The sequence below is a fragment of the Sphingomonas sp. Leaf67 genome (genome assembly GCF_001421965.1).
GTDB lineage: Bacteria > Pseudomonadota > Alphaproteobacteria > Sphingomonadales > Sphingomonadaceae > Sphingomonas.
Map to the genome: position 1 here is coordinate 80,775 of NZ_LMLP01000019.1, position 26,005 is coordinate 106,779.

The 26,005-nt window shown below is 67.1% G+C and carries 26 protein-coding genes; 15 read left to right on the forward strand and 11 right to left on the reverse strand.

The annotated features are described in order from the left end of the window. Positions 1 to 4: 4 nt before the first annotated feature. On the reverse strand, positions 5 to 1,558 hold the full coding sequence (locus tag ASE90_RS09855; protein WP_235531744.1) for a tetratricopeptide repeat protein: 1,554 nt from the start codon (positions 1,556 to 1,558) through the stop codon (positions 5 to 7). A gap of 13 nt (positions 1,559 to 1,571) precedes the next feature. Next, positions 1,572 to 3,233: an electron transfer flavoprotein-ubiquinone oxidoreductase gene (locus ASE90_RS09860; protein ID WP_055999540.1), complete on the reverse strand. Its 1,662-nt coding sequence runs from the start codon at positions 3,231 to 3,233 to the stop codon at positions 1,572 to 1,574. Positions 3,234 to 3,352: 119 nt separating this feature from the next. Here ASE90_RS09860 and ASE90_RS09865 point away from each other — a divergent pair, with 119 nt between their 5' ends. The 3 genes from ASE90_RS09865 to moaB are packed head-to-tail and all read left to right on the forward strand — an operon-like array spanning position 3,353 to position 6,355. Continuing rightward, a complete protein-coding gene (locus ASE90_RS09865) occupies positions 3,353 to 4,069 on the forward strand; it encodes a uracil-DNA glycosylase family protein (protein ID WP_055999543.1) in 717 nt (238 codons plus the stop codon). Positions 4,070 to 4,098: 29 nt separating this feature from the next. Beyond that, positions 4,099 to 5,838 carry a lytic transglycosylase domain-containing protein gene (locus tag ASE90_RS09870; RefSeq protein ID WP_056000128.1) on the forward strand — a complete coding sequence of 580 codons (1,740 nt, stop codon included), beginning with the start codon at positions 4,099 to 4,101 and terminating at the stop codon, positions 5,836 to 5,838. Continuing rightward, positions 5,828 to 6,355: a molybdenum cofactor biosynthesis protein B gene (gene moaB / locus ASE90_RS09875; RefSeq protein ID WP_055999546.1), complete on the forward strand. Its 528-nt coding sequence runs from the start codon at positions 5,828 to 5,830 to the stop codon at positions 6,353 to 6,355. The genes ASE90_RS09870 and moaB overlap by 11 nt, the downstream gene beginning before the upstream one ends. 3 nt (positions 6,356 to 6,358) lie before the next feature. On the opposite strand, the gene ASE90_RS09880 is transcribed toward moaB, so the two are convergent. Continuing rightward, complete coding sequence (locus ASE90_RS09880) at positions 6,359 to 6,688, reverse strand: VOC family protein (RefSeq protein WP_055999549.1); 330 nt, start codon at positions 6,686 to 6,688, stop codon at positions 6,359 to 6,361. Between the two features lie 56 nt (positions 6,689 to 6,744). On the opposite strand from ASE90_RS09880, the gene ASE90_RS09885 reads away from it, so the two are divergent. The 4 genes from ASE90_RS09885 to ASE90_RS09900 all read left to right on the forward strand — a co-directional run bounded on the left by ASE90_RS09885 (position 6,745) and on the right by ASE90_RS09900 (position 10,988). Then, positions 6,745 to 7,815, forward strand: coding sequence for a PA0069 family radical SAM protein (locus ASE90_RS09885; RefSeq protein WP_055999552.1), 1,071 nt, complete (start codon positions 6,745 to 6,747; stop codon positions 7,813 to 7,815). A gap of 63 nt (positions 7,816 to 7,878) precedes the next feature. After that, the gene (locus ASE90_RS09890; protein WP_082449695.1) at positions 7,879 to 9,297 is read left to right on the forward strand and encodes a M48 family metalloprotease; all 1,419 of its coding nucleotides are present in this window, start codon (positions 7,879 to 7,881) and stop codon (positions 9,295 to 9,297) included. A gap of 39 nt (positions 9,298 to 9,336) precedes the next feature. Further along, positions 9,337 to 10,503, forward strand: a complete 1,167-nt coding sequence (locus ASE90_RS09895) for an NAD(P)/FAD-dependent oxidoreductase (RefSeq protein ID WP_055999555.1) — start codon at positions 9,337 to 9,339, stop codon at positions 10,501 to 10,503. Next, on the forward strand, positions 10,467 to 10,988 hold the full coding sequence (locus ASE90_RS09900) for a DNA-deoxyinosine glycosylase (RefSeq protein WP_082449696.1): 522 nt from the start codon (positions 10,467 to 10,469) through the stop codon (positions 10,986 to 10,988). Before ASE90_RS09895 ends, ASE90_RS09900 begins: the two co-directional genes overlap by 37 nt. Before the next feature lie 159 nt (positions 10,989 to 11,147). On the opposite strand, the gene ASE90_RS09905 is transcribed toward ASE90_RS09900, so the two are convergent. Continuing rightward, the gene (locus ASE90_RS09905) at positions 11,148 to 11,579 is read right to left on the reverse strand and encodes a hypothetical protein (protein ID WP_055999561.1); all 432 of its coding nucleotides are present in this window, start codon (positions 11,577 to 11,579) and stop codon (positions 11,148 to 11,150) included. 70 nt (positions 11,580 to 11,649) lie between these two features. Between ASE90_RS09905 and ASE90_RS09910 the strand changes: the two genes are divergently transcribed. The 3 genes from ASE90_RS09910 to coaD are packed head-to-tail and all read left to right on the forward strand — an operon-like array spanning position 11,650 to position 13,294. Next, entirely contained in the window at positions 11,650 to 11,892 is a 243-nt protein-coding gene (locus tag ASE90_RS09910) for an exodeoxyribonuclease VII small subunit (RefSeq protein WP_055999565.1), read from the forward strand. Next, positions 11,892 to 12,797, forward strand: coding sequence for a polyprenyl synthetase family protein (locus ASE90_RS09915; RefSeq protein ID WP_055999568.1), 906 nt, complete (start codon positions 11,892 to 11,894; stop codon positions 12,795 to 12,797). The genes ASE90_RS09910 and ASE90_RS09915 overlap by 1 nt, the downstream gene beginning before the upstream one ends. Next, complete coding sequence (gene coaD, locus ASE90_RS09920; protein WP_082449697.1) at positions 12,794 to 13,294, forward strand: pantetheine-phosphate adenylyltransferase; 501 nt, start codon at positions 12,794 to 12,796, stop codon at positions 13,292 to 13,294. Before ASE90_RS09915 ends, coaD begins: the two co-directional genes overlap by 4 nt. Positions 13,295 to 13,317: 23 nt before the next feature. On the opposite strand, the gene ASE90_RS09925 is transcribed toward coaD, so the two are convergent. Beyond that, the gene (locus ASE90_RS09925; protein WP_055999571.1) at positions 13,318 to 13,872 is read right to left on the reverse strand and encodes a DedA family protein; all 555 of its coding nucleotides are present in this window, start codon (positions 13,870 to 13,872) and stop codon (positions 13,318 to 13,320) included. Between the two features lie 91 nt (positions 13,873 to 13,963). On the opposite strand from ASE90_RS09925, the gene ASE90_RS09930 reads away from it, so the two are divergent. The 4 genes from ASE90_RS09930 to ASE90_RS09945 all read left to right on the forward strand — a co-directional run bounded on the left by ASE90_RS09930 (position 13,964) and on the right by ASE90_RS09945 (position 17,208). Beyond that, positions 13,964 to 15,013, forward strand: coding sequence for a COX15/CtaA family protein (locus ASE90_RS09930; RefSeq protein WP_082449698.1), 1,050 nt, complete (start codon positions 13,964 to 13,966; stop codon positions 15,011 to 15,013). A gap of 119 nt (positions 15,014 to 15,132) precedes the next feature. Further along, complete coding sequence (gene rplM / locus ASE90_RS09935; RefSeq protein WP_082439099.1) at positions 15,133 to 15,612, forward strand: 50S ribosomal protein L13; 480 nt, start codon at positions 15,133 to 15,135, stop codon at positions 15,610 to 15,612. After that, positions 15,612 to 16,178, forward strand: coding sequence for a 30S ribosomal protein S9 (rpsI, locus tag ASE90_RS09940; RefSeq protein ID WP_082449699.1), 567 nt, complete (start codon positions 15,612 to 15,614; stop codon positions 16,176 to 16,178). The genes rplM and rpsI overlap by 1 nt, the downstream gene beginning before the upstream one ends. A gap of 280 nt (positions 16,179 to 16,458) precedes the next feature. Further along, positions 16,459 to 17,208 (forward strand): class I SAM-dependent methyltransferase, encoded by a 750-nt coding sequence (locus ASE90_RS09945; RefSeq protein WP_055999574.1) that lies wholly within the window; start codon positions 16,459 to 16,461, stop codon positions 17,206 to 17,208. A 260-nt stretch (positions 17,209 to 17,468) separates the two neighbouring features. Here ASE90_RS09945 and ASE90_RS09950 read toward each other — a convergent pair whose 3' ends face one another. From ASE90_RS09950 to kduI, 6 genes are all read right to left on the reverse strand, one after another. Further along, positions 17,469 to 18,227, reverse strand: coding sequence for a metallophosphoesterase family protein (locus ASE90_RS09950; protein ID WP_055999577.1), 759 nt, complete (start codon positions 18,225 to 18,227; stop codon positions 17,469 to 17,471). 46 nt (positions 18,228 to 18,273) lie between these two features. Further along, positions 18,274 to 19,473, reverse strand: a complete 1,200-nt coding sequence (locus tag ASE90_RS09955) for an MFS transporter (RefSeq protein ID WP_055999580.1) — start codon at positions 19,471 to 19,473, stop codon at positions 18,274 to 18,276. Beyond that, on the reverse strand, positions 19,470 to 22,058 hold the full coding sequence (locus tag ASE90_RS09960) for a PAS domain-containing protein (RefSeq protein ID WP_055999582.1): 2,589 nt from the start codon (positions 22,056 to 22,058) through the stop codon (positions 19,470 to 19,472). The genes ASE90_RS09955 and ASE90_RS09960 overlap by 4 nt, the downstream gene beginning before the upstream one ends. A 68-nt stretch (positions 22,059 to 22,126) precedes the next feature. Further along, on the reverse strand, positions 22,127 to 23,128 hold the full coding sequence (locus tag ASE90_RS09965; RefSeq protein WP_056000147.1) for a sugar kinase: 1,002 nt from the start codon (positions 23,126 to 23,128) through the stop codon (positions 22,127 to 22,129). Then, a complete protein-coding gene (gene kduD / locus ASE90_RS09970) occupies positions 23,125 to 23,877 on the reverse strand; it encodes a 2-dehydro-3-deoxy-D-gluconate 5-dehydrogenase KduD (RefSeq protein WP_055999585.1) in 753 nt (250 codons plus the stop codon). The genes ASE90_RS09965 and kduD overlap by 4 nt, the downstream gene beginning before the upstream one ends. Before the next feature lie 94 nt (positions 23,878 to 23,971). Further along, positions 23,972 to 24,811, reverse strand: coding sequence for a 5-dehydro-4-deoxy-D-glucuronate isomerase (gene kduI, locus ASE90_RS09975; protein ID WP_055999588.1), 840 nt, complete (start codon positions 24,809 to 24,811; stop codon positions 23,972 to 23,974). A gap of 349 nt (positions 24,812 to 25,160) precedes the next feature. Between kduI and hemF the strand changes: the two genes are divergently transcribed. Continuing rightward, positions 25,161 to 26,003: an oxygen-dependent coproporphyrinogen oxidase gene (gene hemF / locus ASE90_RS09980; protein WP_055999590.1), complete on the forward strand. Its 843-nt coding sequence runs from the start codon at positions 25,161 to 25,163 to the stop codon at positions 26,001 to 26,003. Positions 26,004 to 26,005 lie beyond the last annotated feature (2 nt).

Here is a 26,005-nt window from a genome sequence, read left to right on the forward strand (position 1 = left end):
CGGATCAGCGTTGCGACGAAGCGGGTCCGTTCGCAAGCTTGCTCGCCAATCGAGCCGCGTCCGCGCCCTCCGCCTCGACCGATGCCGCCCGCCATGCGTAGCGCGCCTCGACCCGGCGACCGGCGCTCCAGTAAACATCGCCGAGATGTTCGTTGATTTCGACATCGTCGGGCGCTTCGCGCGCGGCCCCTTCGATCAGCGGCAGCGCGGCGGTCGGGTTGCCGGCCCGGAACCGCGCCCAGCCGAGCGAATCAGCGATCGCCGGGTCCTTGGGCGCGAGCGCATGGGCGCGTTCGAGCATGCGCGTCGCTTCGACGACATTCTCGCCGCGATCGACCTGTGCATAGCCGAGATAGTTGAGCGCGGCGGGTTCCTGCGGGGCCAGCTCGACCGCGCGGCGCAGCATCGGCAGCGCCCCCGCCCAGTCGCCCGCGCGGTCGAGCGCCGCGCCGCGTTGCAGATAGAGCGACCAGTCGTTCGCCGCGTCCGGCCGGGCCATGGCGCGGGCATAGACGGCGGCGGCTTCCCCGGCCCGACCGGTTTCGAGCAGCAGGTCGGCGTAGCGGCGCAGGCCGGCGGTGGTCGCGTCGGGGCGATCGGCCTGTCTGGCGGCCAGCGCCAATGCCGCATCGGGGTTGCCGGCGCGCTGCTGGATGACGATGGCCAGCGCGGCGGCGCTGGTCGCGAAGGGATCGTCGGCGGGGATCGCGGCCAGCGTCGCCTGCGCCTCGGCGGTCGCTTCGCTGCGGGCCAGCGCATCGGCCAGCGCGAGACGGGCGCGCGAGTATCCGGAATCGAGCAACAGGGCCGACCGGCTAAGCATGATCGCCAGCGGTTCGGTCCCCTCGGCCGACAGGTCGCCGGCCATGCGCGCGAACAGGCGCGAGATGCCGAAGCGGGCATCGCCCCGCCGGCCGCGACCGAGCGTCGCGGCGCTGCGCGACAGAACCGGGTCGCTCCCGGCAAGCAGCGACCGCGCCGTCGCACCATCGCCTGCCCGGGCCAACAGTTGCGCGGCGTTCAGGCGAAAATCGGCGTCGTTGCCGCCGGTGGTCAGGAGCGCACGGACCGCGGCGACGCCTTCGTTCGCCTGCCCGGTCGCGAGCAGGCGGAGCGCGCGGTTCTCGGCGGCATAGCGGCGGGGGATCGCACCGCCGTCGCTGGCGATCGCCGGCGCAGACTGATCGACCCATTCGGCCAGCAGCGGCGCGAGGAAGCCCAGCGGCGATCCCGCCAACCGGGTCAGCGCCGTCCGCTGTCCGGCCACATCGCGCCGGACGACGGCATCGGCGAGGCCGAGAATGTCGAGATCGGGCGGCGCGACATCGGCGGCGCGCAGCACCGCCCCTGCGCGGCGGGCAAGCGCCAGGTCGCCACTCGCCAGCGCCTCCCGCAGCGCGCGCACCGCGATGACCGGATCGGACGGCTGTGCCGCCAGCGCCAGTGCATAGCCCTGCGCCGCGATCGTCACCCGGCCATCGGCATCGGCGGCGCGAGCACGGGCATAGGCGGCCAGCGGGGTGTCGGCGGCGGCCGGCGACGCGACCAGCGCCGCCACCAGCAGACCGATACTACATGTTCGGATAATTCGGTCCTCCGCCGCCTTCCGGCACGACCCAGTTAATGTTCTGCGTCGGGTCCTTGATGTCGCACGTCTTGCAATGGACGCAGTTCTGCGCGTTGATGACGAATTTCGGATCGTCCGTCTCCGCCCCGACGATCTCATATACGCCAGCCGGGCAATAGCGTTGCGCGGGTTCGTCGTAGAGTGGCAGATCGTATTTTACCGGGACGTCGGGGTCCTTCAGCGTCAGATGGACCGGCTGATCCTCCTCGTGATTGGTGTTCGAGAGGAACACCGAGGACAGGCGATCGAAGCTCAGCACGCCATCCGGCCTGGGATAGGCGATCGGCTGCACCTGATCCTTGCGCCACAGGCTTTCGTGATCGGGATGATGGCCCATGGTGAACGGCATCCGCAGCCCCCAATGCTCCGCCCACATCGTCACGTTGGCGACGCCCGACCCGATAAAATCGCCGAATTTCTTGACCAGCGGCACGACGTTGCGGACGGTGCGCAGTTCCTGATACACCCAGCTCGCTTCATAGGCGGCGGTATAGGCGGTCAGTTCGTCGCCCTGCCGCCCGTCGCGCACGGCGGTAAAGGCGGCTTCGGCGGCCATCATGCCCGACTTCATCGCGGTATGGATGCCCTTGATCCGCGGCACGTTCAGGAACCCCGCCGAACAGCCGACCAGCACGCCGCCGGGGAAGGTCAGCTTCGGCACCGACTGCCACCCGCCATCGTTGATCGCGCGCGCGCCGTAGGACACGCGCTTGCCGCCCTTCAGGATCGCGGCGATCGCCGGATGGGTCTTCCACCGCTGCATCTCGTGGAACGGCGAGAGATAGGGGTTGGAATAGTTGAGCCACGTGACGAAGCCGAGCGCCACTTGCCCGTTCGCCTGATGATACAGGAACCCGCCGCCATTCGACCCGCGCGTTTCGCTCAGCGGCCAGCCCTGCGTATGGATCACGCGGCCGGGGACGTGGTTTTCCGCCGGAATGTCCCACAATTCCTTGATCCCCAGACCATAGACCTGCGGCTGGCTGTCGCGTGCCAGATCGAAGGTACGGATGATCTGTTTCGAAAGATGCCCGCGCACTCCTTCGGCGAAAAACGTATATTTGGCATGGAGTTCGAGGCCGGGCTGCCAGTCGGGCTTGTGCGTGCCGTCGCGCGCCACGCCCATGTCGCCGGTCGCGACGCCCTTTACCGAACCATCCGCATGATACAGGATTTCGGCCGCCGCGAAGCCGGGGAAGATCTCGACGCCCATCCCCTCGGCCTGTTCGGCCAGCCAGCGGCACATATTGCCGAGCGACCCGGTATAGGTGCCGGTGTTCTGCATGAACGGCGGCAGGATGCGGTGCGACACCTCGCTGCTGTCGGTTTCCGACAACAGCCAGTGGTGGTTCTCGGTCACCGGAACCTCGGCCATCGGGCAACCCATCGTCCGCCATTCGGGCAGCAGTTCGTCCATCGCGCGCGGATCGAACACCGCGCCCGACAGGATATGGGCACCGACCTCCGATCCCTTTTCCAGCACGCACACGGCCAGTTCCTCGCCCGTGTCCGCCGCCATCTGTTTCAGCCGGATCGCCGCGGACAGGCCGGCAGGCCCCGCGCCGACGATCACGACGTCATAGGGCATCGATTCCCGTTCGCTCATCTTCCATCCTCATCGCGGGCGCTGCGCACTGCCCGTATCGTCGCGTCGCTGCAACGCCCTGTCCTCCTCCACGATTTGGGCAGATTGACGGGGAGGTCAAGGAGAGCGTTAAAGGCGATATGGGGGCGGACCAGCATATCCAGTGGCACGAAGCCGCAGCCAGCGCACTGGAATGGTGGCAGGATGCCGGTGTCGACACGCTGGTCGAGGACAAACTGCGCGACTGGTTCGCGGCCCCCGTCCCGACGCGAGCGCCCGCTGCCGTAGCGTCGACGCCCGCCGCCGACCTGCCACCCGACACGCTTGATGCGTTTCTGGCATGGCGCATGGGCGATGCCGCGCCCGAGGCGGGATGGAATGGCGAACGCCTGGCCGTCGCGGCGACAAAAAATCCGGCACTGATGATTTTGACCGATCTGCCCGAAGCCGATGATTCGGCGGAAACGGGCTGGATGACCGGCCCGGTCGGCATGCTGCTCGACCGCATGCTCGCGGCGATCGGGCTGGACCGGGGTGCGGTGACGATCGCCGGGGTCGCACAGGCGCGGCCGCTGGCCGGACGGGTGCCGGACGAGGCGCAGGCGACGCTCGACGATCTGGCGCGGCGGCTGGTGACGCTGGTCGCGCCGCGCAAGCTGTTGTTGTTCGGCGCGGAACCGTGCCGGGCGTTGCTGGGGCCGGACGGGCAACGCGGTGGTTTACGGACCCTTCACCATGATGGCATAGACTGCCTCGCCATCGCCACTTTCCATCCGCGCTTCCTGTTGGAGCGGCCCTTGGCCAAGGCGGAAAGCTGGCGGCATTTGCAGTTGCTTACCAGGGAAACGATCACGTGAAGCTGACCCCCATCGTGTTCGCGGCGCTGATGCTGCCCGCCCTCCCCGCTTATGCCGGCGAGGCGCCGACGCTGGCGAGCGTCGCCCGGACCCCGGTCGAGGCGCGGGTGCCGCCGCAATTGTCGGCCGAAGATCGCGATGCCTATACGCAGGTGTTCGCGGCGATTCGTGGCGGGCGCTGGGCCGATGCGCAATTGCGGCTCAGTGCGATGAAGCCGGGGCCGCTGCATGCCGTCGCCCGGGCTGAACTCTATACGGCCAAGGGATCGCCGAAGGTCGAGCTGCCGCAGTTGCTGGCGCTGCTGACCGAGGCACCCGACCTGCCGCACGCCCCCGATCTTGCCCGCCTTGCCAAGCTGCGCGGGGCCGAAACCCTGCCCGAATTGCCGATGCAGCAGAAGCTGGTGTGGTTCGATGCCGCGCCAGTGCGGCTGCGCGCCAAGGCGGCGCGCAGTGACGCGGCCGCCGCGCAACTGCTCGACGCGATGAAGCCGTTCGTGAAGGTCGATGACGGTGCCGCCGCCGAAGCGCTGATCGCCACGCGCGAGTCGGACCTGACTCCCGAGGCGCTGACCGAGATGCGCGGGCGGGTCGCGTGGATCTATTTCGTGGCGGGCGACGATGCCAATGCCCGCCGGCTGGCGGCGGTGGCGCAGCGCGGCTCGGGCGACTGGGCGGCGCAGGCCGACTGGACGCAGGGACTGGCGGCGTGGCGGCAACAGGATTGCGCGGCGGCCCAGACCTCGTTTGCCAGCGTCGCGCAGCGCGCGGGCGATACCGAATTGCGCTCGGCCGGGTTGTACTGGGCGACGCGTGCCGACATTGCGTGCGGGCGGCCCGATCTGGTGCAGGGGCGGTTGCAGACGGCGGCGCAATATGGGGAAACCTATTACGGGTTGCTGGCGCGGCAGGCGCTGGGGCTGATCGACGGGGCCGATGCGGCATCGCGCGCGCCGGCGACCGACGACTGGCGCGCGCTCGAGCGCCGGTCGAACGTCAAGGTCGCCGCCGCGCTGACCGAGATCGGCGAAGGCGCGCTGGCCGACAAGTTGCTGCGATATCAGGCGCGAATCGGCGGCGCCGGCGACTATCCGGCGCTGACCCGCTTGTGCGGCAGCCTGAACCTGCCCGCGACGCAATTGTGGCTGTCGCATAACGGACCGCAGGGTGCCCGGCCGCTGGTCGAGGCGCGCTATCCCGCCCCCGACTGGACGCCCGAGGGTGGCTGGCGCGTCGATAAGGCGCTGGTGTTCGCACACACGTTGCAGGAATCGCGCTTCGATGCCGGTGTCGTCAGCCCGGCCGGCGCGACGGGGCTGATGCAGATCCGGCCCGGTGCGCTGACCGATTACGCCCGCGCGCACGGGTTGCAGCTGGAAAAGTCGGCGCTGTCGAAACCGCAGGTCAATATGGCGGTGGGACAAAGCTATCTGGAGCAGTTGCGCGACCGGCCGTTCACCGGCGGGCTGCTGCCGAAAATCATCGCGGCCTATAATGCCGGGCCGACCCCGGTCGAAGCATGGAACGTCCAGTTGCGCGACGGCGGCGATCCGTTGATGTATATCGAATCGATCCCCTATTGGGAGACGCGCGGCTATGTGATGACCGTGCTGCGCAATTACTGGATGTATGAGAAGCAGGCGGGCAAGCCGTCGGCCAGCCGCGCCGCGCTGGCGCAGGGGATGTGGCCGAAATTCCCCGGCCTGCCGGGTGCCGCCGCGATCCGCGTGAGCAAGACCGGCCGGACGCGCGTCGCCGATGCCCATTGATGCAAGCCGGGCCTTCGTGCCCGTGCGGATCGCGGTACTGACCGTATCGGACACGCGGGGGCTGGCCGAGGATCGGTCGGGCGACACGCTGGTCGCGCGGGTCGAGGGCGCGGGCCATGCCCTTGCCGACCGCGCGATCGTCCGGGACGATATCGACACCATCGTCGCGCGACTGAACCAGTGGATCGACGACGCTGCGATCGACTGCATCATCACCACCGGCGGCACCGGGGTTACCGGCCGCGACGTGACGCCCGAAGCGGTCGAGCGGATCGCGACCAAGCTGATCCCCGGTTTCGGTGAGCTGTTCCGCTGGCAAAGCTATGCCAAGATCGGCACCTCTACCATCCAGTCGCGCGCGACCGCCTGTGTCGCGCGCGGCACCTATGTCTTCGCGCTGCCCGGATCGACCGGCGCGGTGAAGGACGGCTGGGACGGCATCCTTGCCGAACAGCTCGACAGCCGCCACCGGCCGTGCAATTTCGTCGAGCTTATGCCGCGCCTGCTCGAACGATAGGGGTTATTCGGGCACCATCGCCGCCAGCACATGCCCGTCGGGATCGCGGAAGTGGAACCGGCGTCCGCCGGGGAAAGCGAAGATCGGCTCGACGACCGTGCCCCCGGCGGCTTCGACCGCAGCCAGCGTCGCTTCGAGGTCCTCGACCTGAATAACGGGCAGCATGACCGTCAATCGCGTATCGGCGTCCAGCCCCAGATCGGTATCGCCGGTCGTCGTCGCGGCATAATCCGTGCCGTAAGCGGTAAAGGTCCAGCCCATCACCTTCGCGTAGAAATCCGCCGCTGGTCCGGTCTCCGCCACCGGCAGTTCGAGATAGTTCAATCGCGCCATTATAGCCTTTCTCCCTTGTTCTTGCTTCGTTCTAATGGAAGCGATAGGATCGCGCAATGCGCAACCGTCCTGCCCGTGGAGCGACCGAGAATGCGGTGAGCAACCGTTTCGCACTGCCGTCTCGCGATGCGGACGGCGACTGGCTCGATTGGCGGGAGACAGTCGATGGCGCGGAGCCGGTCCTGCGGACGACGGTGACGATCGAACAGCCACGCACGATCATCGCCCGGAACTCGTCGCCGGACATGCCGTTCGATCGGAGCATCAACCCGTATCGGGGCTGCGAACATGGCTGCATCTATTGCTTCGCGCGGCCGAGCCATGCCTATCACGACCTGTCGCCGGGGCTGGATTTCGAGACGAAGCTGTTCGCCAAACCCGATGCGGCGGCGTTGCTGCGTGCCGAACTTGGCAAGCCCGGCTATGTCGCGCAGCCGATCGCGATGGGGACCAACACCGATCCCTATCAGCCGATCGAGCGCGAATGGCGGATCACGCGCGACTGTATCGCGGTGCTGGCGGAGACGAATCATCCGCTGACCATCACGACCAAATCCGACCGGGTGGTGCGCGACATCGTCCTGCTGGCACCGATGGCGGCCAAGGGGCTGGTGAGCGTCACGCTGTCGGTGACGTCGCTCGACCCGGTGATCGCGCGGACGCTGGAGCCGCGTGCGCCGCATCCGGCCAAGCGTCTGGACGCAGTCGCGAAGCTGAGCGCGGCGGGGATACCGACCTATGTCTCGATCTCGCCGGTCATTCCCTCGATCACCGATCACGAGGTCGAACATCTGATCGAACGCGCGGCGCAGGCGGGGGCGAAGGGTGCTTATTTCCTGCCGGTACGATTGCCGCATGAGGTGGCGCCGCTGTTCCGCGCATGGCTGGAGGCGCATTTTCCCGATCGCGCGGGAAAAGTGATGGCGATCGTCCGGTCGCTGCGCGGCGGGCGCGACAATGATCCGGGATTCCATTCGCGGATGCGCGGGCAAGGCGTGTGGGGACAGTTGCTGGCGACGCGCTTCGCCATCGCCTGTCGTCGGCACGGATTGACGGGCGGCCACGCGCCGTTGCGCTGCGATCTGTTCCGCCCGCCGGCCGGGGCGCAGGGCGAGTTGTTCAGCTGAGCGACGGAACCGTTGTCGTATCGCAACGTATTCCGAACGAGACTGAACGGGGGACTGCCTAAGATGACGAAACGGATCTGGACCGCGGCCATGCTGTGCGCCGCGACGATCACGACCCCGGTGGCGGCGCAGACGCGATCGATCTCGCAGAACGACCGCGCACAGGGCGCGCAGGCCAATCCGCAGTTGCTGGCGCAATATGGCGGCCGCTATTCGGGGCCGCAGTCCGCCTATGTCGAGCGCGTCGGCAAGCGGGTGGCGGTGCAGTCGGGCCTGTCGAACGCCAGCGGCGACTTCACGGTGACGCTGCTCAATTCGCCGGTCGAGAACGCCTTCGCGATCCCCGGCGGCTATGTCTACATCACGCGGCAGTTGCTGGCGCTGATGAACAGCGAAGCGGAACTGGCGGCGGTGATGGGACATGAGGTCGGCCATGTCGCCGCCCGCCATAGCAATTCGCGCAGCACGCGTTCGACGCTGGGCACGCTGGGCGCGACGCTACTGGGGGCGGTGACGGGCAGCGATCTTGTCGGGCGGATCGCCGGGGTCGGGTCGCAGCTCTACACCCTGTCGTACAGCCGCAATCAGGAATATCAGGCCGATCAGTTCGGCGTCCGCTATGCGACGGCGGCGGGCTATTCGCCGTCGGGCATGGCCGACGCACTGGTCCAGCTGAACGAAGCGCAGGCGCTGGCGGCGCAGACCAGCGGACGGGGCGGCAATGCCGTACCGACGTGGATGAGCACCCACCCCAATGGCGCCGATCGCGTCCGGCGCGCACAGGCACTGGCGCAGCAGGCGGGCCGCGCAACGACGCAGCCGGCGCAGGACGTGACCTATCTGCGGATGCTGGACGGGCTGCGCTATGACGATGATCCCGCGCAGGGCGTGATCGACGGCACGACCTTCAAACACCCCGCGCTGCGCGTCCGCTTCACAGCGCCTGCCGGCTATGCGTTGCAGAACGGCACCGATGCGGTGACCATCGCCGGGCAAGGCGGACAGGCCGAGTTCCGAATGGGGCCAGCGGGCGATCCGGCGAGCATCGTGCGCCAGCGGCTGACGGCGCTGGGCGCGCAGAATGTCGGCGAGCCGGAGCGGACGCGGATCAACGGCACCGAAGCGGCGATCGGCACGGTGCGCGCGAACGCGAACAATCAGGCGGTCGACGTCACCGTCGTCGCCTATCGCTATCCATCGGCGACCTATTATTTCCAGATCGTGACGCCCGCCGGACGCGGCATCGGCCCGTTCGAATCGCTGCTCGACAGCTTCGGCACGCTGAGCCAGGCCGAGGCGAATGCGATCGTCGGCAAGCGCATCCGCATCGTCACGGTAAAAGCGAGCGACACGGTAGACTCGCTCAGCCGGCAGATGGCCTATCCCGATTTCCAGCGCGACCGCTTCCTGACGCTGAACGGACTGGAGGACGGCGCGCGGCTGGTGCCGGGACAGTTGATGAAGGTCGTGGTGCGGGGCTGACCCCTTCACCTCACCTGCCGCCCGTGCGAAGGGCCGGGGATGACCAGTCACGACGCCATCATCCTCGGCGCGGGCGGTGCGGGCCTGTTCTGCGCCGGCATCGCCGCACAGCGTGGCCGGCGGGTGCTGGTCGTCGACCATGCATCGGAGCCGGGACGCAAGATCGTCATTTCGGGTGGCGGGCGCTGTAACTTCACCAATATCGGGACGAATTGGGACCGCTATGTCTCGGCCAACCCGCAATTCGCGCGGTCGGCGCTGGGCCGCTATACCGCCCAGGACTTCCTCGCGCTGGTCGACCGGTACGGAATCGCGTGGCACGAGAAGACGCTGGGGCAACTCTTCTGCGACGGATCGGCCCGACAGATCGTGGCGATGCTGCTCGAAGAGGCGGCGGGGGCGGACATCCGGTTGGGCCAGCCGATCCGCGACGTGACCCATGCCGATGGCGTCTTCACCGTGCGACATGGCGATCTCGACGCGACGGCACCGGCGCTGGTCGTCGCGACCGGTGGGCCTTCGATCCCCAAGCTCGGCGCGACCGGCTTTGCCTACGACCTTGCCAAGCGCTTCGGCCTAAAGCTGGTCGAGCCGCGGCCGGCGCTGGTGCCGTTGACGCTGCCGCCCGGGGACGCGCTGTTCCGCGACTTGTCGGGGGTCGCGACCGAGGTCGTTGCGGGCGCGGGCAAGGCGACGTTTCGCGAGGCGGCGTTGTTCACCCATCGCGGGCTGTCGGGGCCGGCGATCCTGCAGGCATCGTCCTATTGGCGGCATCGCGAGGCGGTGACGATCGATTTCGTGCCCGACCAGCCACCGGGCTGGCTGCTCGCCACCAAGCGGGCGCGCCCGCGTGCCGGGCTGCGATCGGCATTGGGCGCGGCCCTGCCCGACCGACTGGCCGAGGCACTGGCGGCAAAATTCGAGGTGACGGGCGAACTCGGCAATGCGCGCGATGCGGTGCTGGGCGATATCGAACGCCGGCTGTCGGGCTGGCAATTCCATCCCGACGGTACCGAAGGGTTCGCCAAGGCCGAAGTGACCGTTGGCGGGGTCGCGACCGATGGCCTGAACCAGAAGACGATGGCGGCGAAGCACCTGCCCGGCCTGTATGTGATCGGCGAGGCGGTCGACGTGACCGGCTGGCTCGGCGGCTATAATTTCCAATGGGCATGGTCGAGCGGCTGGGCGGCGGGACAGGCGGTGTGACGCGCAAGGCGTCGTTCCCGCCGGTGGTCGATGCGGGGACACGCGTGCTGATCCTCGGCAGCCTGCCGGGTGATGCGTCGCTGGCGGCGGGGCGCTATTACGCGCATCCGCAGAACCAGTTCTGGCGGTTGCTGTCGCCGGTAATCGGGGTCGAGCTGCCTGCGCTTGCGTATGACGATCGGTTGGCGGCGCTCCGGACGGCGGGGATCGGGCTATGGGACGTGGTGGCGAGCGCGACCCGGCCGGGCAGCAGCGACGCCGCGATCCGCGATGCGACCGCGAACGATGTGGCGGCGCTCGTCGCGACCCTGCCCGCGTTGCGGCTGGTGGCGTTCAATGGCGGGACGGCGTGGAAGGCCGGACGCGGCATGGTGGCCGGCGTCGAGACGCTGGCGCTGCCGTCGAGCAGTCCGTTGCATACGGTGGGGGTGGCAGCGAAGCAGGCGGCTTGGGACGCGATCGGGGACTATCTTTCAACCGAATAGCGATACCTGCATTCCGCGCTCCTACAGCGGCGATCGGTCGGCAAGTAGATGGCGCTGGCGAGCCTCCGGCCTGATCCGGTAAGTTTTGCCGACCAGTATCAAATCTTTCGCGAAGGGCAGCGCGCCTGTCGGAAGAATAGGAATAGCATGACTAGCCGGCTAATGCCGATCGATGTCCGCGATTAACGCTTCGCGAAATTGCGTGGCACGGTCCGCATCAGCCCCTTTGGGAAACGTAATCCATATCCGTCCGATATGACCCCGATCGTCCGCCAGCATCTGGTTCTCCTCATCATCAGCCCCCTGCCAGACCCCTACGTTAAAACTGCTATGGAATGACGGAGGAAGGGCGGATGTCCGTTCGAACTGCTGCCACTTCCGCGATACGTCATCGACATGAAAACCAGCCGCCAGCGCATGGCGGCGGAAAATCTCCACGAGCAAACGGCGATCCGCTTCGTCACGCGGCACGACCTCCAAGGCGGCTACGGTGCGGATCCGTTCCTGATCGACGGGTTCGCAGGCGGTCATCAGCAATAGAAACGCTATGCACCGCATCCTGTTCATACCGTCGCCCTGGATCACTGCCATCGACCAAAACGCATACCAACCCCGGCTCCCCGGTTGCAATCGCCCTGCCCCCTGCCCCATAGCGTCGCCTATGTCCGACGAACGCGATGTTTCCGCCCTGTCCTTCGAAGATGCGCTCCGCGAACTCGAGGGAATCGTAAGCCGGCTGGAGACGGGTCAGGAAGACCTCCAGACCGCGATCGACCTGTATGCCCGGGGCGACCTGCTCCGCGCGCAATGCGCCGCGCGGCTCGATGCGGCGCAGGCGCGGATCGAGGCGATCCGGGTCGATGCCGAAGGGCGCGCCTCGACCCAGCCGTTCGACGCACAATAATGGCGACGATCGCGCCGCCGGTGTCGCTGAACGCCGCCCTTCGGGAAGTCTCGGCAGAGATGGATCGCCAGTTCGACGCGCTGCTGCCGGTTCCCGGCGATCCGCGCGCGAACCTGTACCGCGCGATGCGCCATGCTGCGATCGGCGGCGGCAAAAGGCTGCGGCCGCTGCTGGTGTTCGCGACCGCGCGCCTGTTCAATGTCGAGCGGAGCCGCGCCGCGCGCGCCGCGCTCGCGATCGAATGCATCCATGTCTACAGCCTGATCCATGACGATCTGCCGGCGATGGATGACGACGACATACGTCGCGGCAAGCCGACGGTGCACAAGGCGTATGACGAAGCGACCGCGATCCTTGCCGGCGATTGCCTGCACGCGCTGGCGTTCGAGATTCTGGCGCACGAGGCGACCCATCCCGACAGTCATGTCCGCATCGAACTGATCGCCGATCTGGCGCACGCGTCCGGCCCGTCGGGCATGGCGGGCGGCCAGGCGATGGACCTCGAGGCCGAGGAAACGAGCTTCGACCTGAACACCGTCACCCGGTTGCAGGCGATGAAGACCGGCGCGCTGATCGCCTGTTCGGTCGAAGCGGGCGCGATCCTCGGTCGGCTGCCAGCCGATCAGCGCACCCCGCTGCGCGGGTTCGCGCGCGACATCGGCCTCGCCTTTCAGATCGCCGACGACATTCTCGACGTCGAGGGCGACGAGGCGGCGGTCGGCAAGGCGCTGCGCAAGGACGGCGAGGCGGGCAAGGAGACGTTCCTGTCGCTCCTCGGCCTCGATCGTGCGCGTGAACAGGCACGGATGCTGGTGGAGCAGTCGATCGAGCATCTGCGCGATTTCGGCCACGAAGCCGACCTGCTGCGCGCTATCGCCCGCTATGTGCTGGAGCGTGATCGGTGAGGATCGGCGTCTATCCCGGCACTTTCGATCCGATCACGCGCGGGCATATGGATATCATCCGGCGCGGCGCGAAGCTCGTCGACCGGCTGGTGATCGGGGTGACGACGAATCCGTCGAAATCACCGATGTTCTCGCTCGACGAACGGCTGGCGATGGTCGAGCGCGAGGTTGCCGGCGTTGGCGGCGACATTCGCGTCGTCGCGTTCGATGCGCTGCTGATGACCTTTGCCGAGCGGCAGGGCGCGAGCGTGATCGTGCGGGGGCTGCGCGCGGTCGCCGACTTCGAATATGAATATCAGATGGCGGGCATGAACCAGCAGTTGAACGACCGGATCGAAACGGTCTTCCTGATGGCGGACGTCTCGCTGCAACCGATCGCGTCGCGGCTGGTCAAGGAGATCGCGATGTATGGCGGATCGATCGCCAGGTTCGTGTCCCCGGCGGTGTGCGAAGAAGTGATCGCCCGGGTAGAGAAACTGGGGCGCAAGGGCGACTGATATCCTTCCCGTACCGGGAGGAATTAGCTGCGTCGTTTCCACCACCAGGTCAGGCCGGCGATGACGGCGAACGCGATGCCGCCGCCGGCCAGCACCTGCCACGACGGCAGCCAGCGTCCGATCAGTTCGCTCAGGCCATGCCCGAACCAGTAGCCGATCGACACGAAGATCGTCGCCCATAGCAGCGCCGCCGATCCGTTGAGGATCGCGAAGCGCGCCAGCGGCAGGCGGGTAGTGCCGATCGCGACCGGGCTGACGGTGCGCAATCCATAGAGAAAGCGGAAGGCGAAAACGAATAGCGTCGGATGCCGCTCGAACGTGGTCAGCGCACGGACGAAGGCCGGCTTGCCGCGCCAGCGCACCACGCGCGGATGATCGCGAAACCGGCGGCCGGCAGCAAAGAAGAGCTGGTCGGCAATGAACGAGCCGATCGCCGCCGCGAGGATCGCGCCGACATAGGGCAGGCTGCCGCGCTGGACCATGATTCCGCCGAGGACGACGACCGTCTCCCCCTCCACGCCCGCGCCGAGCAGCAGCGCGGCAAGGCCGTAGCGCGCGACCAGCGCTTCGATCGTCATGGGCGGGCTTTCGGCATCGCGGCACCGTAGCGGCAAGCCGGGGCGGGTAAAGCGAAACACGCCCCTTTCGAACGACCCACGCGAACGCTAAATGCCGACGATGCTTGCTCCTCCCCTCCCCTCGCGCGCCCGGCCGGGTGCAGTCGCCCGCTGGCTGTGGTGGGTGGCCGCACTGATCGTCGCGATGGTCGTGGTCGGGGGCATTACCCGGCTGACCGAATCCGGGCTGTCGATCACCGAATGGAAGCCGTTGTCGGGCACGCTGCCGCCGTTGAACGCCGCGCAATGGGAGGCGGAGTTCGCCAATTACCGGCGCATTCCCGAATATCAGCTACTCAATCAGGGCATGACGCTGGCCCAGTTCAAGGGCATTTTCTTCTGGGAATATATCCACCGCTTGCTCGGTCGTGTGATCGGGCTGGCATTTGCGCTGCCGCTGGCGTGGTTCTGGGTCCGACGGGCGATCCCGGCGGGGTATAAGGGGCGGTTGCTGGCGCTCCTCGCGCTGGGCGGCCTGCAGGGGGCGATCGGCTGGTGGATGGTCGCGTCGGGGCTGTCGGTGCGGACCGACGTGTCGCATATCCGGCTGTCGGTGCACCTGCTCAACGCGCTGCTGATTTTGGCGGGGACGGTGTGGACCGCGCTCGATCTGCGCGAACTGGCGGCGGATCGCCATGCACGGCCGGCGCGGATGACTACGGTCGGGGCGGTTGCAGGGCTGGTGCTGTTCGTCCAGCTGTTGTTCGGGGCATGGGTCGCCGGGCTGAATGCCGGGCTGGTTACCGACCAGTGGCCGCTGATGAACGGACGGTTCTTTCCGGCGGACGAATGGGCGGCGCGCAACCCGTTGGATGCGATCGTCAACGATCCCTATGTCGTTCACTTCATCCACCGCTGGTGGGCGTGGGTGACGGTCGCGGTGCTGATCGTGCTGGCGCGCGCCGCCAAGCGTGCCGGGCACCCGAAGGTGGCGAAGGTTGTACATATCGCGTTCGGCTTTCAGATCCTGCTGGGCATCGCGACCGTCATGACCGGGGTCCGGATCGAGGTGGCGGCGTTGCACCAGTTCGTGGGCGCGATGCTGGTCGTCGCCACCACCTGGGCGGCGCACGCGACCGGCCGGCGGGCATCAGGTATTTAGGTACCCGTCAGCAAAGCCGCTGTTTGCTTGACTTCCGAGGCTCCTTTCGGCATTTGGCCAGCGTTCGCACCGCTCCGGTTCGGGGTGGATGCGGTTAACTTCCGAAAGGTCCAACGCCCATGAAGGCGCTCATGAAGACCACCAAGTCGGCCAAGCCGCACGAGGTGGAGAAGAAATGGCATATCGTCGATGCCGACGGCCTGGTGGTCGGTCGCGCTGCGTCGATCATCGCCAACGTGCTGCGCGGCAAGCACAAGACGTCGTTCACCCCGCACGTCGATTGCGGTGACAACGTCGTCGTCATCAATGCCGACAAGATCCGCTTCACCTCGAACAAGGCGAAGACGAAGACCTATTACAAGCACACCGGCTATGCCGGCGGCATCAAGGCGGTCACCGCCGAGAAGGTCCTCGAAGGCCGTTTCCCCGAGCGCGTCCTTGAAAAGGCCGTCGAACGGATGATCCCGCGCGGACCGTTGGGCCGCGAACAGATGCGCAACCTGCGCATCTTCAAGGGCACCGAGCATCCGCACGGCGCGCAGAACCCCGAGGTTCTCGACATCGCGGGCATGAACCGCAAGAACAAGGTGGGCGCATAATGTCCGACAACCGCCAGTCCCTTTCCGACCTCGCGAACCTGACCGGCCAGCAGGCCCCGGCAGCTCCGGCCGCCGCACCGCAGGCTTCGGCCCCGCAGGCCGATGGCGCGGAAGCACCCGCCGCTCCGGTCGAACCGCCCCGTCCGACCATGCCGCTGCGCGCGCAGGAAATCGACGCCTATGGCCGCGCCTATGCGACCGGCCGTCGTAAGGACGCCGTTGCCCGCGTCTGGATCAAGCCGGGTTCGGGCAAGATCACGATCAACGGCCGCGACCAGGAAGTGTATTTCGCACGTCCGACGCTGCGCCTCGTCATCAATCAGCCGTTCGGCGTCGCCGACCGCAATGGTCAGTATGACGTGATTTGCACCGTCAAGGGCGGTGGCTTGTCGGGTCAGGCCGGCGCGGTCAAGCATGGCATCAGCCAGGCACTGACCCGCTACGAGCCGATCCTGCGGGCGCCGGTCAAGGCCGCCGGGTTCCTGACCCGCGACAGCCGCGCGGTCGAGCGTAAGAAGTACGGCAAGGCGAAGGCCCGCCGCAGCTTCCAGTTCTCGAAGCGCTAAACGTCGTCTGGAAGCGCGCCCGGTCGGGTGCGCTTCGCAATCCCGGCCCGTTTTCTTGTCCTGTCACCCACGGCGTATCGTGTTCGGGTGGTCGGAAGGGAAGGCGGGCCGGACTTGCGTTCGGACAACATCGCACGCACGCGGTACCGAAAGGTTCCGGTTTGCGGCCAGTTGCGATCCCGATGGGGCGGTCCGGTATCGGGCCGCCCTTTTCGTTTGGGTCATAACCGTATAGCGAGTGGCCGTCCGCACGCTGGCGGAGCCGAAAACAAGAGACGCCATGACCTCGCGTGCCAAGACTTCGTTGCTGCCGCTTGCCGATTCGGACCTGTGGCCCGAGGAACTGCGCCGCAGCCTGTCCGACAAGCTGTTCACCATCGCGTTCGGCGCGATCCAGTGGCCGTGGCTGCTGCGCAGCCTGTCGGGCGGCAAGCGGGCCGACAAGGCGCGGTTGATGGCCGAACTGGGCCTTGCCCCCGACGCGCTGCCCAATCTGGGAAGCTGGAAGGCGGATACCGGGTATCTGTCGCTGATCGTCGAGCAGATCGCCGACAACCGGCCGCGCACCGTCGTCGAGCTGGGCACCGGCGCGTCGAGTCTGGTGACCGGCGCGGCACTGGCCAAACATGGCGGCGGGCAGCTGATCAGCTTCGACCAGCATGCCGGCTTCGTCGACGCGACGCGCGAATGGCTGGCCGAACACGGTATCGCCGCCGATCTGCGCGCGGCACCGCTGGTCGAATCGCCGGGGGACTGGCCGGGCGTCTGGTACGATATCGATGCGCTGCCCGATCAGGTCGACCTGCTGCTGATCGACGGGCCGCCATGGACGATCCATCCCTATGTTCGCGGCGCAGCCGAGACGCTGTTCGATCGTTTGCCGGTGGGTGGCGTGGTGATGCTCGACGACGGCGCACGGCCGGGCGAGCGCGTGGTCGCACAGCGCTGGCGGCGGCGGTGGCCGAACTTCCGGTTCGAACTGGTCAATCGCGGGACCAAGGGTACGTTGATCGGGCGGCGCTTGTCCTAAGGGCTGGTTTCGAAGCGGCGGGGGGCAGCTTCGGCTGCGGTTTGCCGTCGCTCCCTGCCTGCGCGGAACGTCTGCGAAAGTCCTCTGCCCCTACCCTGGCGAAGGCCGGGGTCCAGTCGGGAGGACATTTCCGTAAGTCACCAGCGTCCCCCAACTGGGTCCCGGCCTTCGCCGGGGTTACGCCAAGAGGTGGCTCCGTTCGCGACGTTCGGAGCGGTATCGCCCGAGAGGCTTTTCGGCGAACCGAACAGGGGAGTCTTCTAGTCGCCCATCGTCACTGGTTCGTCCGCCGCGCCCATTTTGCGCGCGATGGTCTCGAACGCACCGCCGTCGATCCGGATCTCGTTGAACGACGGTGGATCGCGACGGGTGCGGGTCGACAGCGTGCCGGCGCCGATCATGCGCAACCGCCCCTTGGCCGTGCGATAGGGAAGATCGAACGGGTCGTGGACATGGCCCGACAACACCGCATGCGCCCCCGCTGCCACCACGGCGTCGAGCGCGGCGGGGCCGCCATCGGTCTCGCCGCTGGATTTAGTGCCGACATCGACGAGGGGGTGGTGCGCGGCGATGAAGATCATCCGCCCCTCCGGCACGCGTTCGATCAACCGCAGCGTGCGCGCCAGCGCCTTCGGCCCGACATAGCCTTTCGACCAGTCCCAACGGAACTGGAAGCGGGCGGTCGTCTTGAGTGGCACGATCGCGACGCCGTCGATCTCCAGCGGGCGTTCGATCATCCGTTCCAGTCGCTTGTAGCGTTTGTACGGCCGGACGAAGCGGGCGAAGAGATTGTAGAGCGGCAGGTCGTGATTGCCGACCTCGACCGTGACCGGACGACCGAGGCTTTCGAGCCATTCGGCCGCCGCCTCGAACTCGGCGGTGCGGGCGCGCATCGTCAGGTCGCCGGTCATGATGATCGCATCGGGTTGTTCGCGCGCGACCGCTTCACCGAACCATGCGATCGCGTCCTTGTCCTCCGCACCGAAATGGACGTCGCTGACATGGAACAGACGGATCATCGGGCGCTCCCCTAAAACTGCAAGTGCAGGCAACGCGCGACGGGGCCTAGCGCTCCGACCGGATCGCCAGCGCGGTCAGCCCGCCACCCGCCGCGACCAGCGCCAGCACGACGAACACCGCGCCCAGCCCTGCCCCTGCCGGCACCAGCGCCGCCAGCAGCGGCGGAACGCAGGCTGGCAGCGTGTTGGTGAGGTTCAGGATCGCCAGATCGCGCCCGCGGGTCCGTGGCGAGGGCAGCAACTGCATCGCCAGCGCCGAATGCAGCGCGAGGAACACCGACAAGCCGGTCTGGGTCACGCCATAGCCGATCGCCGCACCGACGAAGCCCGGCGCGATTGCCATGCCGATCAGTCCGGCCACGACCAACAGCGTCGCGCCGCCCAGAAACGGCTTGCGCCCGCCGACCCGGTCGGACCAGCGCCCGGCGACAATGGTGGCGACGACCACCACGGCGGTGACGATCGCCATCGCCCGCGCGACCGGTCCGGCCGCATCGCCGTCGCCCCGCCAGCGGTCGGCGAAATGGAAGAAGGCGTAGGCGGTCAGTCCGTTGCCCGCGACCTGCATCGCCAGTCGTGCGACCCAGGCACGGATCAGGTCGCCGCGCGGCACGACGCTCGCCGCTGCTGCGTCATCGTTCGACGCCCCATCGCCCGCCCCCCGCTCGCGCACGAACAGCAGGAACGGCAGGATCATCACTGCCGCCAGCACGACGTTGGCGGCGAAACGTGCGCCTTCGCCGACGAACATCGGGGCAGTCACCGCTGCCGCCGACAACACCCCGATCGGGTGCGAAATGCCGAGCAGGCCCGACACCCGCCCCTTGTCGGCATCGGGGACCTCGTCGGCGATGACCGCCACCATCGGCGCGAACATCAGGTTGAGCGCGACCTGCCAGAAGGCGATGGCCGCGAACAGCCAGCCAGGCGTCTGCGCGCAGTGGATCGCTGCGAAAGCGAGGGCGATCAGCACCAGCCCGACTGCGATCGGCGACCGCCGGCTGCCGCTGCGCCGCCAGCCGATGTCGCTCAGCCAGCCGGCGGCGATATTGGCGATGCTGGCGATCAACGCCCCGCCCAGCACCACCTGCCCCAGCAAAGCGACCCGGTTGGCGGGGTCGATCGCAGCGACCTTCACCTGCAACAGGATCGATACGAACGGCATGAATGCGACGAACAACCCGCAATAGGCGAGCGTATAGAGTGCGACGAACCCGCGCGGCGTCGCGACCGGGGGTGTGTTCAACGTCCCGCGGTCCGGCGCAGCGCGACGACCAGCCGGCGGATGGTATAGGGTTTGTGCAGCAGATCGAACCCCATCGTGCCGTGGCGGACGATCACGTCGCTATAGCCGCTGGTCAGGAGCACCGGCAGCTGCGGATACCGATCCCGCACCCGCGCCGCCAGTTCCATGCCGTCGATGCCCGGCATCATCACGTCCGAAAACACGACATCGAAACCCTGCGGGTTGTCCGCCAACAGGTCGAGCGCCACCTGCCCGTCGGCCGCGTGGACGGTGATGAAACCCTGCGCCTCCAGCGCATGGGTGGTGGTGGTGCCGACCGCGTCGTTATCCTCGACCACCAGCACGCGCAGCCCGTCGCCGCCGCCCGGCTCGATATCGTTGCGGAGCGGGGCGGCATTGCTGGTCGGCGCGGCGGCGCGCGGCAGGTACAGGATGAATTCGGTATTGCCGGGCACGCTGCGCGCGCGGACCTCGCCCCCCGATTGCTTGGCGAAGCCGAATACCTGGCTGAGCCCGAGCCCGGTGCCCTTGCCCAGCGCCTTGGTCGTGAAAAAGGGTTCGAACATGCGCCCGAGCGTTTCCTCGTCGATACCGCTGCCGGTGTCGGCGATGGTCACCGCCACGAACCGTCCCGGCACGGCGGGGGCGGCCGCGCTGGCGGGAATGCCGTCGATACACCCGATCGACAGCGTCAGCCGCCCCTCCCCCTGCATCGCGTCGCGGGCATTGGCGGCGATATTGACGATGGCGGTGTCGAACTGGTTCGGATCGGCATCGACGAATGCCGGGTCGGCGCTGGCGTTGATCGTCACGTCGATCCGGGAGCCCGCCAGCGTGCGGATGATGTCGCCTAGTGCCGCGACCGCGACATTGGCGTCGAACGTCTCGGGCTGGAGCGCCGAGCGGCGGGCGAAGGCGAGCAGTTGTCCGGTCAGTTTCGCGGCCCGATCGACGGTATCGCTGATCGCCGAGAGATAGCGTTCGCGACGTTCGGGCGCGAGCGAAGGCTGGCGGAGCAGATCGACCGAGGAGCGGACAATGGTCAGCAAATTGTTGAAGTCATGGGCGACGCCGCCGGTCAATTGTCCGATCGCCTCCATCTTCTGGCTTTGGCGCAACGCATCCTGGGCGGTGACCAGCGCCCTGGTCCGGTCGACCACCTGTTCCTCGAGCGACGATGCCAGCGCCGCGAGTTCGTGTTCGGCGCGGCGGCGTTCGGTCGCGGCGCGGGTGCGTTCGGCGACTTCGCGAATAAAGGCGATTTCGTCGTCGCGCCAGACGCGCGGCTCGCCGTGGTTGGCGTACAGCAGCGCGACCAGCCCGCCGAGTTCGGTGAGCGGCATGTTGATGAACGCGCGGGCATTGATCGATTCCAGTTGGGCGGCGGTGTCGGCAGTGCGCGGATCGACCCGGGCATCCTCGACCACCGCCGTCTCGCCGCGTTTCAGATCGTCGATATAGTGGCCATAATCCCGGAACTGGAGCACCCCGGCCAGACTGGCCACGCCCGGCGCGTTCCAGTCGCGATCGATGGTGATCGTCTCGGCAGCGCGATCGACGATGCCATAGCCGACCCGGTCGACACCCAGCGCCTCGCCGATGATGCGCGCGGCGGCGGCGGTCATCTCGATCGGGTCGTCGGGCAGGCGCAACATCTCGTTCAGCTCGGCCATCGCCGCGCGCATCCGTTCCAGCCGCTTGTACGCGGTGACGTCGATCGACACGCCGGTCAGTCGCGTGATCTCGCCCGCGGCGTTACGGGTCGGCTGCCCCCGGCTGGCGATCCAGCGCGTCTCGCCATCGGGCACGCGGACGCGAACCTCGATCTCGAGCGCTTCGCCAGCAAGGCTCGCCTCGATCGCGGCTATCGTCGCAGCGTGATCGTCGGGGTGGAGGATCGCGGAAATTTCGGCAGGCGATGGCGGATAATCGGTGTCGAAACCGAAATTGGCGCGGCAGATTGCCGACATGCTCAGCTGTCGCGTGATGCGGTCGAAGGACCATGTGCCGAACCGCCCTGCCTCCAGCGCGAACAACATCTCGCGTTCGCGCTCTTCCTGTTCGCGGAAGCGGCCTGCCAGTTCGGCGAGCAATGCGGCATTGGTCGATTCGAGTCCGTCGACCCGGTCGCGTTCGGCGGTGACGTCGAGCTGGCTGGCGAAGAAATAGGCCAGTTTGCCATCGGCGTCGGGGACAGGCGCCAGCAGCAACCGGTTCCAGAACGCCGTCCCGTCGCGGCGATAGTTGCGGATGTCGATCTCGATCGACTCTTCGGCCGCCACCGCCGCGCGGATCTGCGCGACCGCCGCGGGGTCGCTGTCCTCACCCTGCAGAAAGCGGCAGTTGCGGCCGATCACCCAGTCACGGTCGTAACCGGTCAGGCGGCAAAAGGCGTCATTGACGAAGACCAGCGGATTGTCCGGCAGCCGCGGGTTGGTGACGACCATCGGCATCCGGGTCGCGCGCACCGCTGCGACGAACGGGTCGGTGCCGCTGTCGGTACCGGCAATTTCCAGCGCGATGCGATGATCGTCGCGCCGCGCCCGTTCGCTGCTGCCCCCGTCCAGATCCACGTCGCCTCGCATCGCCCACACAACGTGGCCCGACGGCCGCCGTTCCGCAGCCGTGCCCCCGGGCACATCCTATGATCGGATCAGCGGCGGACGTCCAGCCCGCCGGCAAGAAACGCATCGATATCGGATTGATGAAACAGGCTAAAATCGCCGGGCAACGAATGCTTCAGCGCCGCGACCGCAAGGCCCCAGCGCGCTGCCACGTCCTCGCTTTCACCCGACATCAGACCGTGCAGCACGCCGCTGGCAAAGGCATCGCCGCCGCCGATCCGGTCGACGATGCCGGAAATCGAGACTTCCGGGGTCTGCACCGAACCGCCCGGCATATCGATCCGTGCCGACAGCCGGTGATGGTCGGCATCGATGACATGGCGCGCCGTCGAGGCGATGTGTTTGAGGTTCGGGAACGCCGCGAACGCCGCTTGCGCAGCTTCGCGCCGACGATCTTCGCCATCGCCCGAGAAATCCTGTCCGAGCAGCAGCGACACGTCGCGGTGGTTCCCGAACAACAGATCGGCAAGGCCGACCAGCCGGGTCAGCACGCTGCGCGGGTCGCTGTCCCATGCTTCCCACAGGCGGGCACGGTAATTGCCGTCGAACGAGATCGTCAGCCCCCTCGCGCGCGCGGCTTCGGCGGCTGCGATCGCGGCGTTTGCGCTTTCCCGCCCCAAAGCCGGGGTAATCCCCGACAAGTGCAGCCGGGTGCAGCCGTCGAGCAGCCGGTCCCAGTCCCAGCTGTCGGCCGGTGCAGTCGCAAAGCTGGAGCCGGCGCGATCATAGACAATGTCCGACGCGCGCAGCCCCGCCCCGACGCTGAGGAAATACAGGCCCATACGTCCGTCACGGGTCACGACCCGCGAACAATCGACGCCCTGCGCGCGGAGCGCCGACACGGCTCCCCGTCCCAGCGGGCTGTCGGGTACCGCGCTGGCGCAGGCGCTGGCATGACCAAGATTGGCGAGACCGACCGCGACATTCGCCTCCGCCCCGCCGACATTCACATCGAACCGGCCGCTCTGCATCAACAGCTCGCGGCCCGGCGCGGTCAGCCGCAGCAGCAATTCGCCGAAGCAAAGGATCATCGCGCCAGCCATCCCCCATCGACCGCAAGGACATGGCCGTTGACATAGTCCGACGCGGACGAGGCGAGAAAGACCGCCGCACCGCCCAGATCGTCGGCCGCACCCCAGCGTCCGGCCGGTATCCGTTCGACAATCTGGCGGTTGCGGGTTTCGTCGGCCTGCAACGCGGCGGTATTGTTGGTGGCGATATAGCCCGGCGCGATCGCGTTGACGTTCACGCCCTTTGCCGCCCATTCGTTCGCCAGCAGCTTGGTCAGGCCGCCGATCCCGGATTTCGATGCGGTATAGCTCGGCACGCGGACACCGCCTTGAAAGGTCAGCATCGACGCGATGTTGATGATCTTGCCCTGCCCCTGCGCAATCATGTGGCGGCCGGCCGACTGGCAGAGGAAGAACACCGATTTCAGGTTGGTGTCGATCACCGCGTCCCAATCGGCTTCGGTGAAGTCGAGGCTGTCGGCGCGGCGGATGATCCCGGCATTGTTGACCAGAATATCGAGCCCGCCCAGCGTGTCGACGACCTGCGACACGACCCCGTCGACCGGTGCGATGGTCGACAGGTCGGCGGAGACGATTTCCGCGCGGCGACCCATCGCCTGCGCCCGTTCGGCGGTGTCGGTGGCCGGGGTGCGACCGATCAGCGCGACATCGGCGCCAGCAGCGGCGAGCGCCAGCGCGATGGCCTGTCCGATGCCGGTATTGGCACCGGTGACGGCCGCGACCCGGCCCGAAAGATCGAAGGGATTCATGGCAATTCCTCCTGGCCCCGCCGCGGCGGGGAGGCAATCTTCTGCATAGCTGCGATGACGGCGTCGGCCCCGCCTGCGCGAGGGCCGCCGCGGATCACGCCAGCTGACAGATGTCGAGCACGTTCATGTCGGTATAGTCCTGGTTCTCGCCCGCCATCGCCCAGATAAAGGCATAGGCGCGCGTGCCCGACCCCATATGCACCGACCACGGCGGCGAGATGACCGCTTCCTCATTGCCCATGACGATGTGGCGCATCGCTTCGCCCTCGCCCATGTAATGGAACACCTTGTCGTTGTCGGTCGGCAGTTCGAAGTAGAAATAGATCTCGCTGCGACGCTCATGGATGTGCGGGGGCATGGTGTTCCACACGCTGCCGGGCTTCAGCACCGTCAGCCCCATGACCAGCTGCGCCGAATCGCATACGCCCGGAATGACCAGCTGATAGATGGTACGTTCGTTCGATTCCTCGAGGCTGCCACGGTCGAGCGCATTGGCGTCGGCGATGCCGAGCTTGCGGGTGGTGAAGCCCTTATGCGCCGGGCAGGACGCGATATAGAAACGCGCGCCCGTGCCGCCGAATTCGACGTCGGTGGCGCCCATGGTGACATAGACGCAGTCCTTGTTGCCGAGCGTGAACGTCTCGCCATCGACGGTCAGGGTGCCTTCGGCCTCGCCGACATTGACCACGGCCATTTCGCGCCGTTCGAGAAACGGATGCCCGGCGGCCGATTTCGGTTCGGTCTGCGCGGGCAGCTTCACCGGCGCATCGCCCACCGCGACGCCACCGATCACGAACCGGTCGGCATGGGTATAGTTCAGGACGCATTCGCCTTCGCGGAACAGGCCCTCGATCAGATACCGGTCGCGCAGTTCCTCGTTCGAAACGCATTCCATCATATCGGGATGCGTTGCGTAATAGGTGCGGTCGAACATGAGTCTCTCCATCAGGTAACCGGTATCAGCAGACGCTCGCTGCCAAAGGGTCCGGCGGTTCGATTTCGTTGCTACTGTCCTACCCCCCCTGAACCGTCCCGTCGACCGGTTTTTACGAGGCAGGAATGGCGGATTTGCGTCGGATCGAACCTTGGCGGCTAAAGGAACCTACGCGCCTTGTCGTTCCGTAATGTGATTATCCTGTTCGACATGCGGACATTCCGTTGTCACAAACACGGCTATCAGTGGCATATCTCTTGATTATGACACCGGTTCCCTTGCCGGGTACATCCGGTAGATATCTTCCGTCCTCTTGCCCCTGCCCGCCTCGCCCGGCAAAGCGATGGTCATGCAACCGCTCGACCCCCAGCAACAGTCCGCCCGTACCTGGTTCGAATCGCTGCGTGACCGTATCTGTGCGTCGTTCGAAGCGATCGAGCGCGAGGGCGGGTCCGACGCGACCTTCGACTATACCCGCTGGGACCGCACCGATCCGTCGGGCGAACCCGGCGGCGGCGGCGTTCGCGGGGTGATGAAGGGCGAGGTGTTCGAAAAGGTCGGGGTGAACGTCTCAACGGTCGGCGGCACATTCGAAGGCGAGTTCGCCAAGTCGATCCACGGGGCCGCCGACGATCCGCGGTTCTTCGCGACGGGTATCAGCCTCGTCGCACACATGGCCAATCCGCATGTCCCGGCCGTCCATATGAACTGCCGGTTTCTGGTGACCACCAAGCGCTGGTTCGGCGGCGGCGCGGACCTCAATCCACCCATCCCCTATCCGCAGGATACCGCCGACTTCCACGCGGCGATGCAGACCGCCTGCGACGCCCATGATCCGGCGCATTATCCACGGTTCCGGCAATGGGCCGACGACTATTTCTACATCCCCCATCGCGGGGTGCACCGGGGTGTCGGCGGCATCTTTTATGACCATCTGTCGAACGACTGGGACGACGATTTCGCCTTCACCCGCGATGTCGGGGAAGCATTCCTGTCGATCTATCCGCAACTGGTCCGGCGGCGGATGAGGATGCCGTTCGACGATGCGGATCGCGCACGCCAGCTCGAATGGCGTGGGCGCTATGCCGAGTTCAATCTGGTCTATGACCGGGGGACGCTGTTCGGGCTGAAGACCGGCGGCAATATCGATGCGATCCTGATGAGCCTGCCGCCGCTGGCGACGTGGAGCTGACG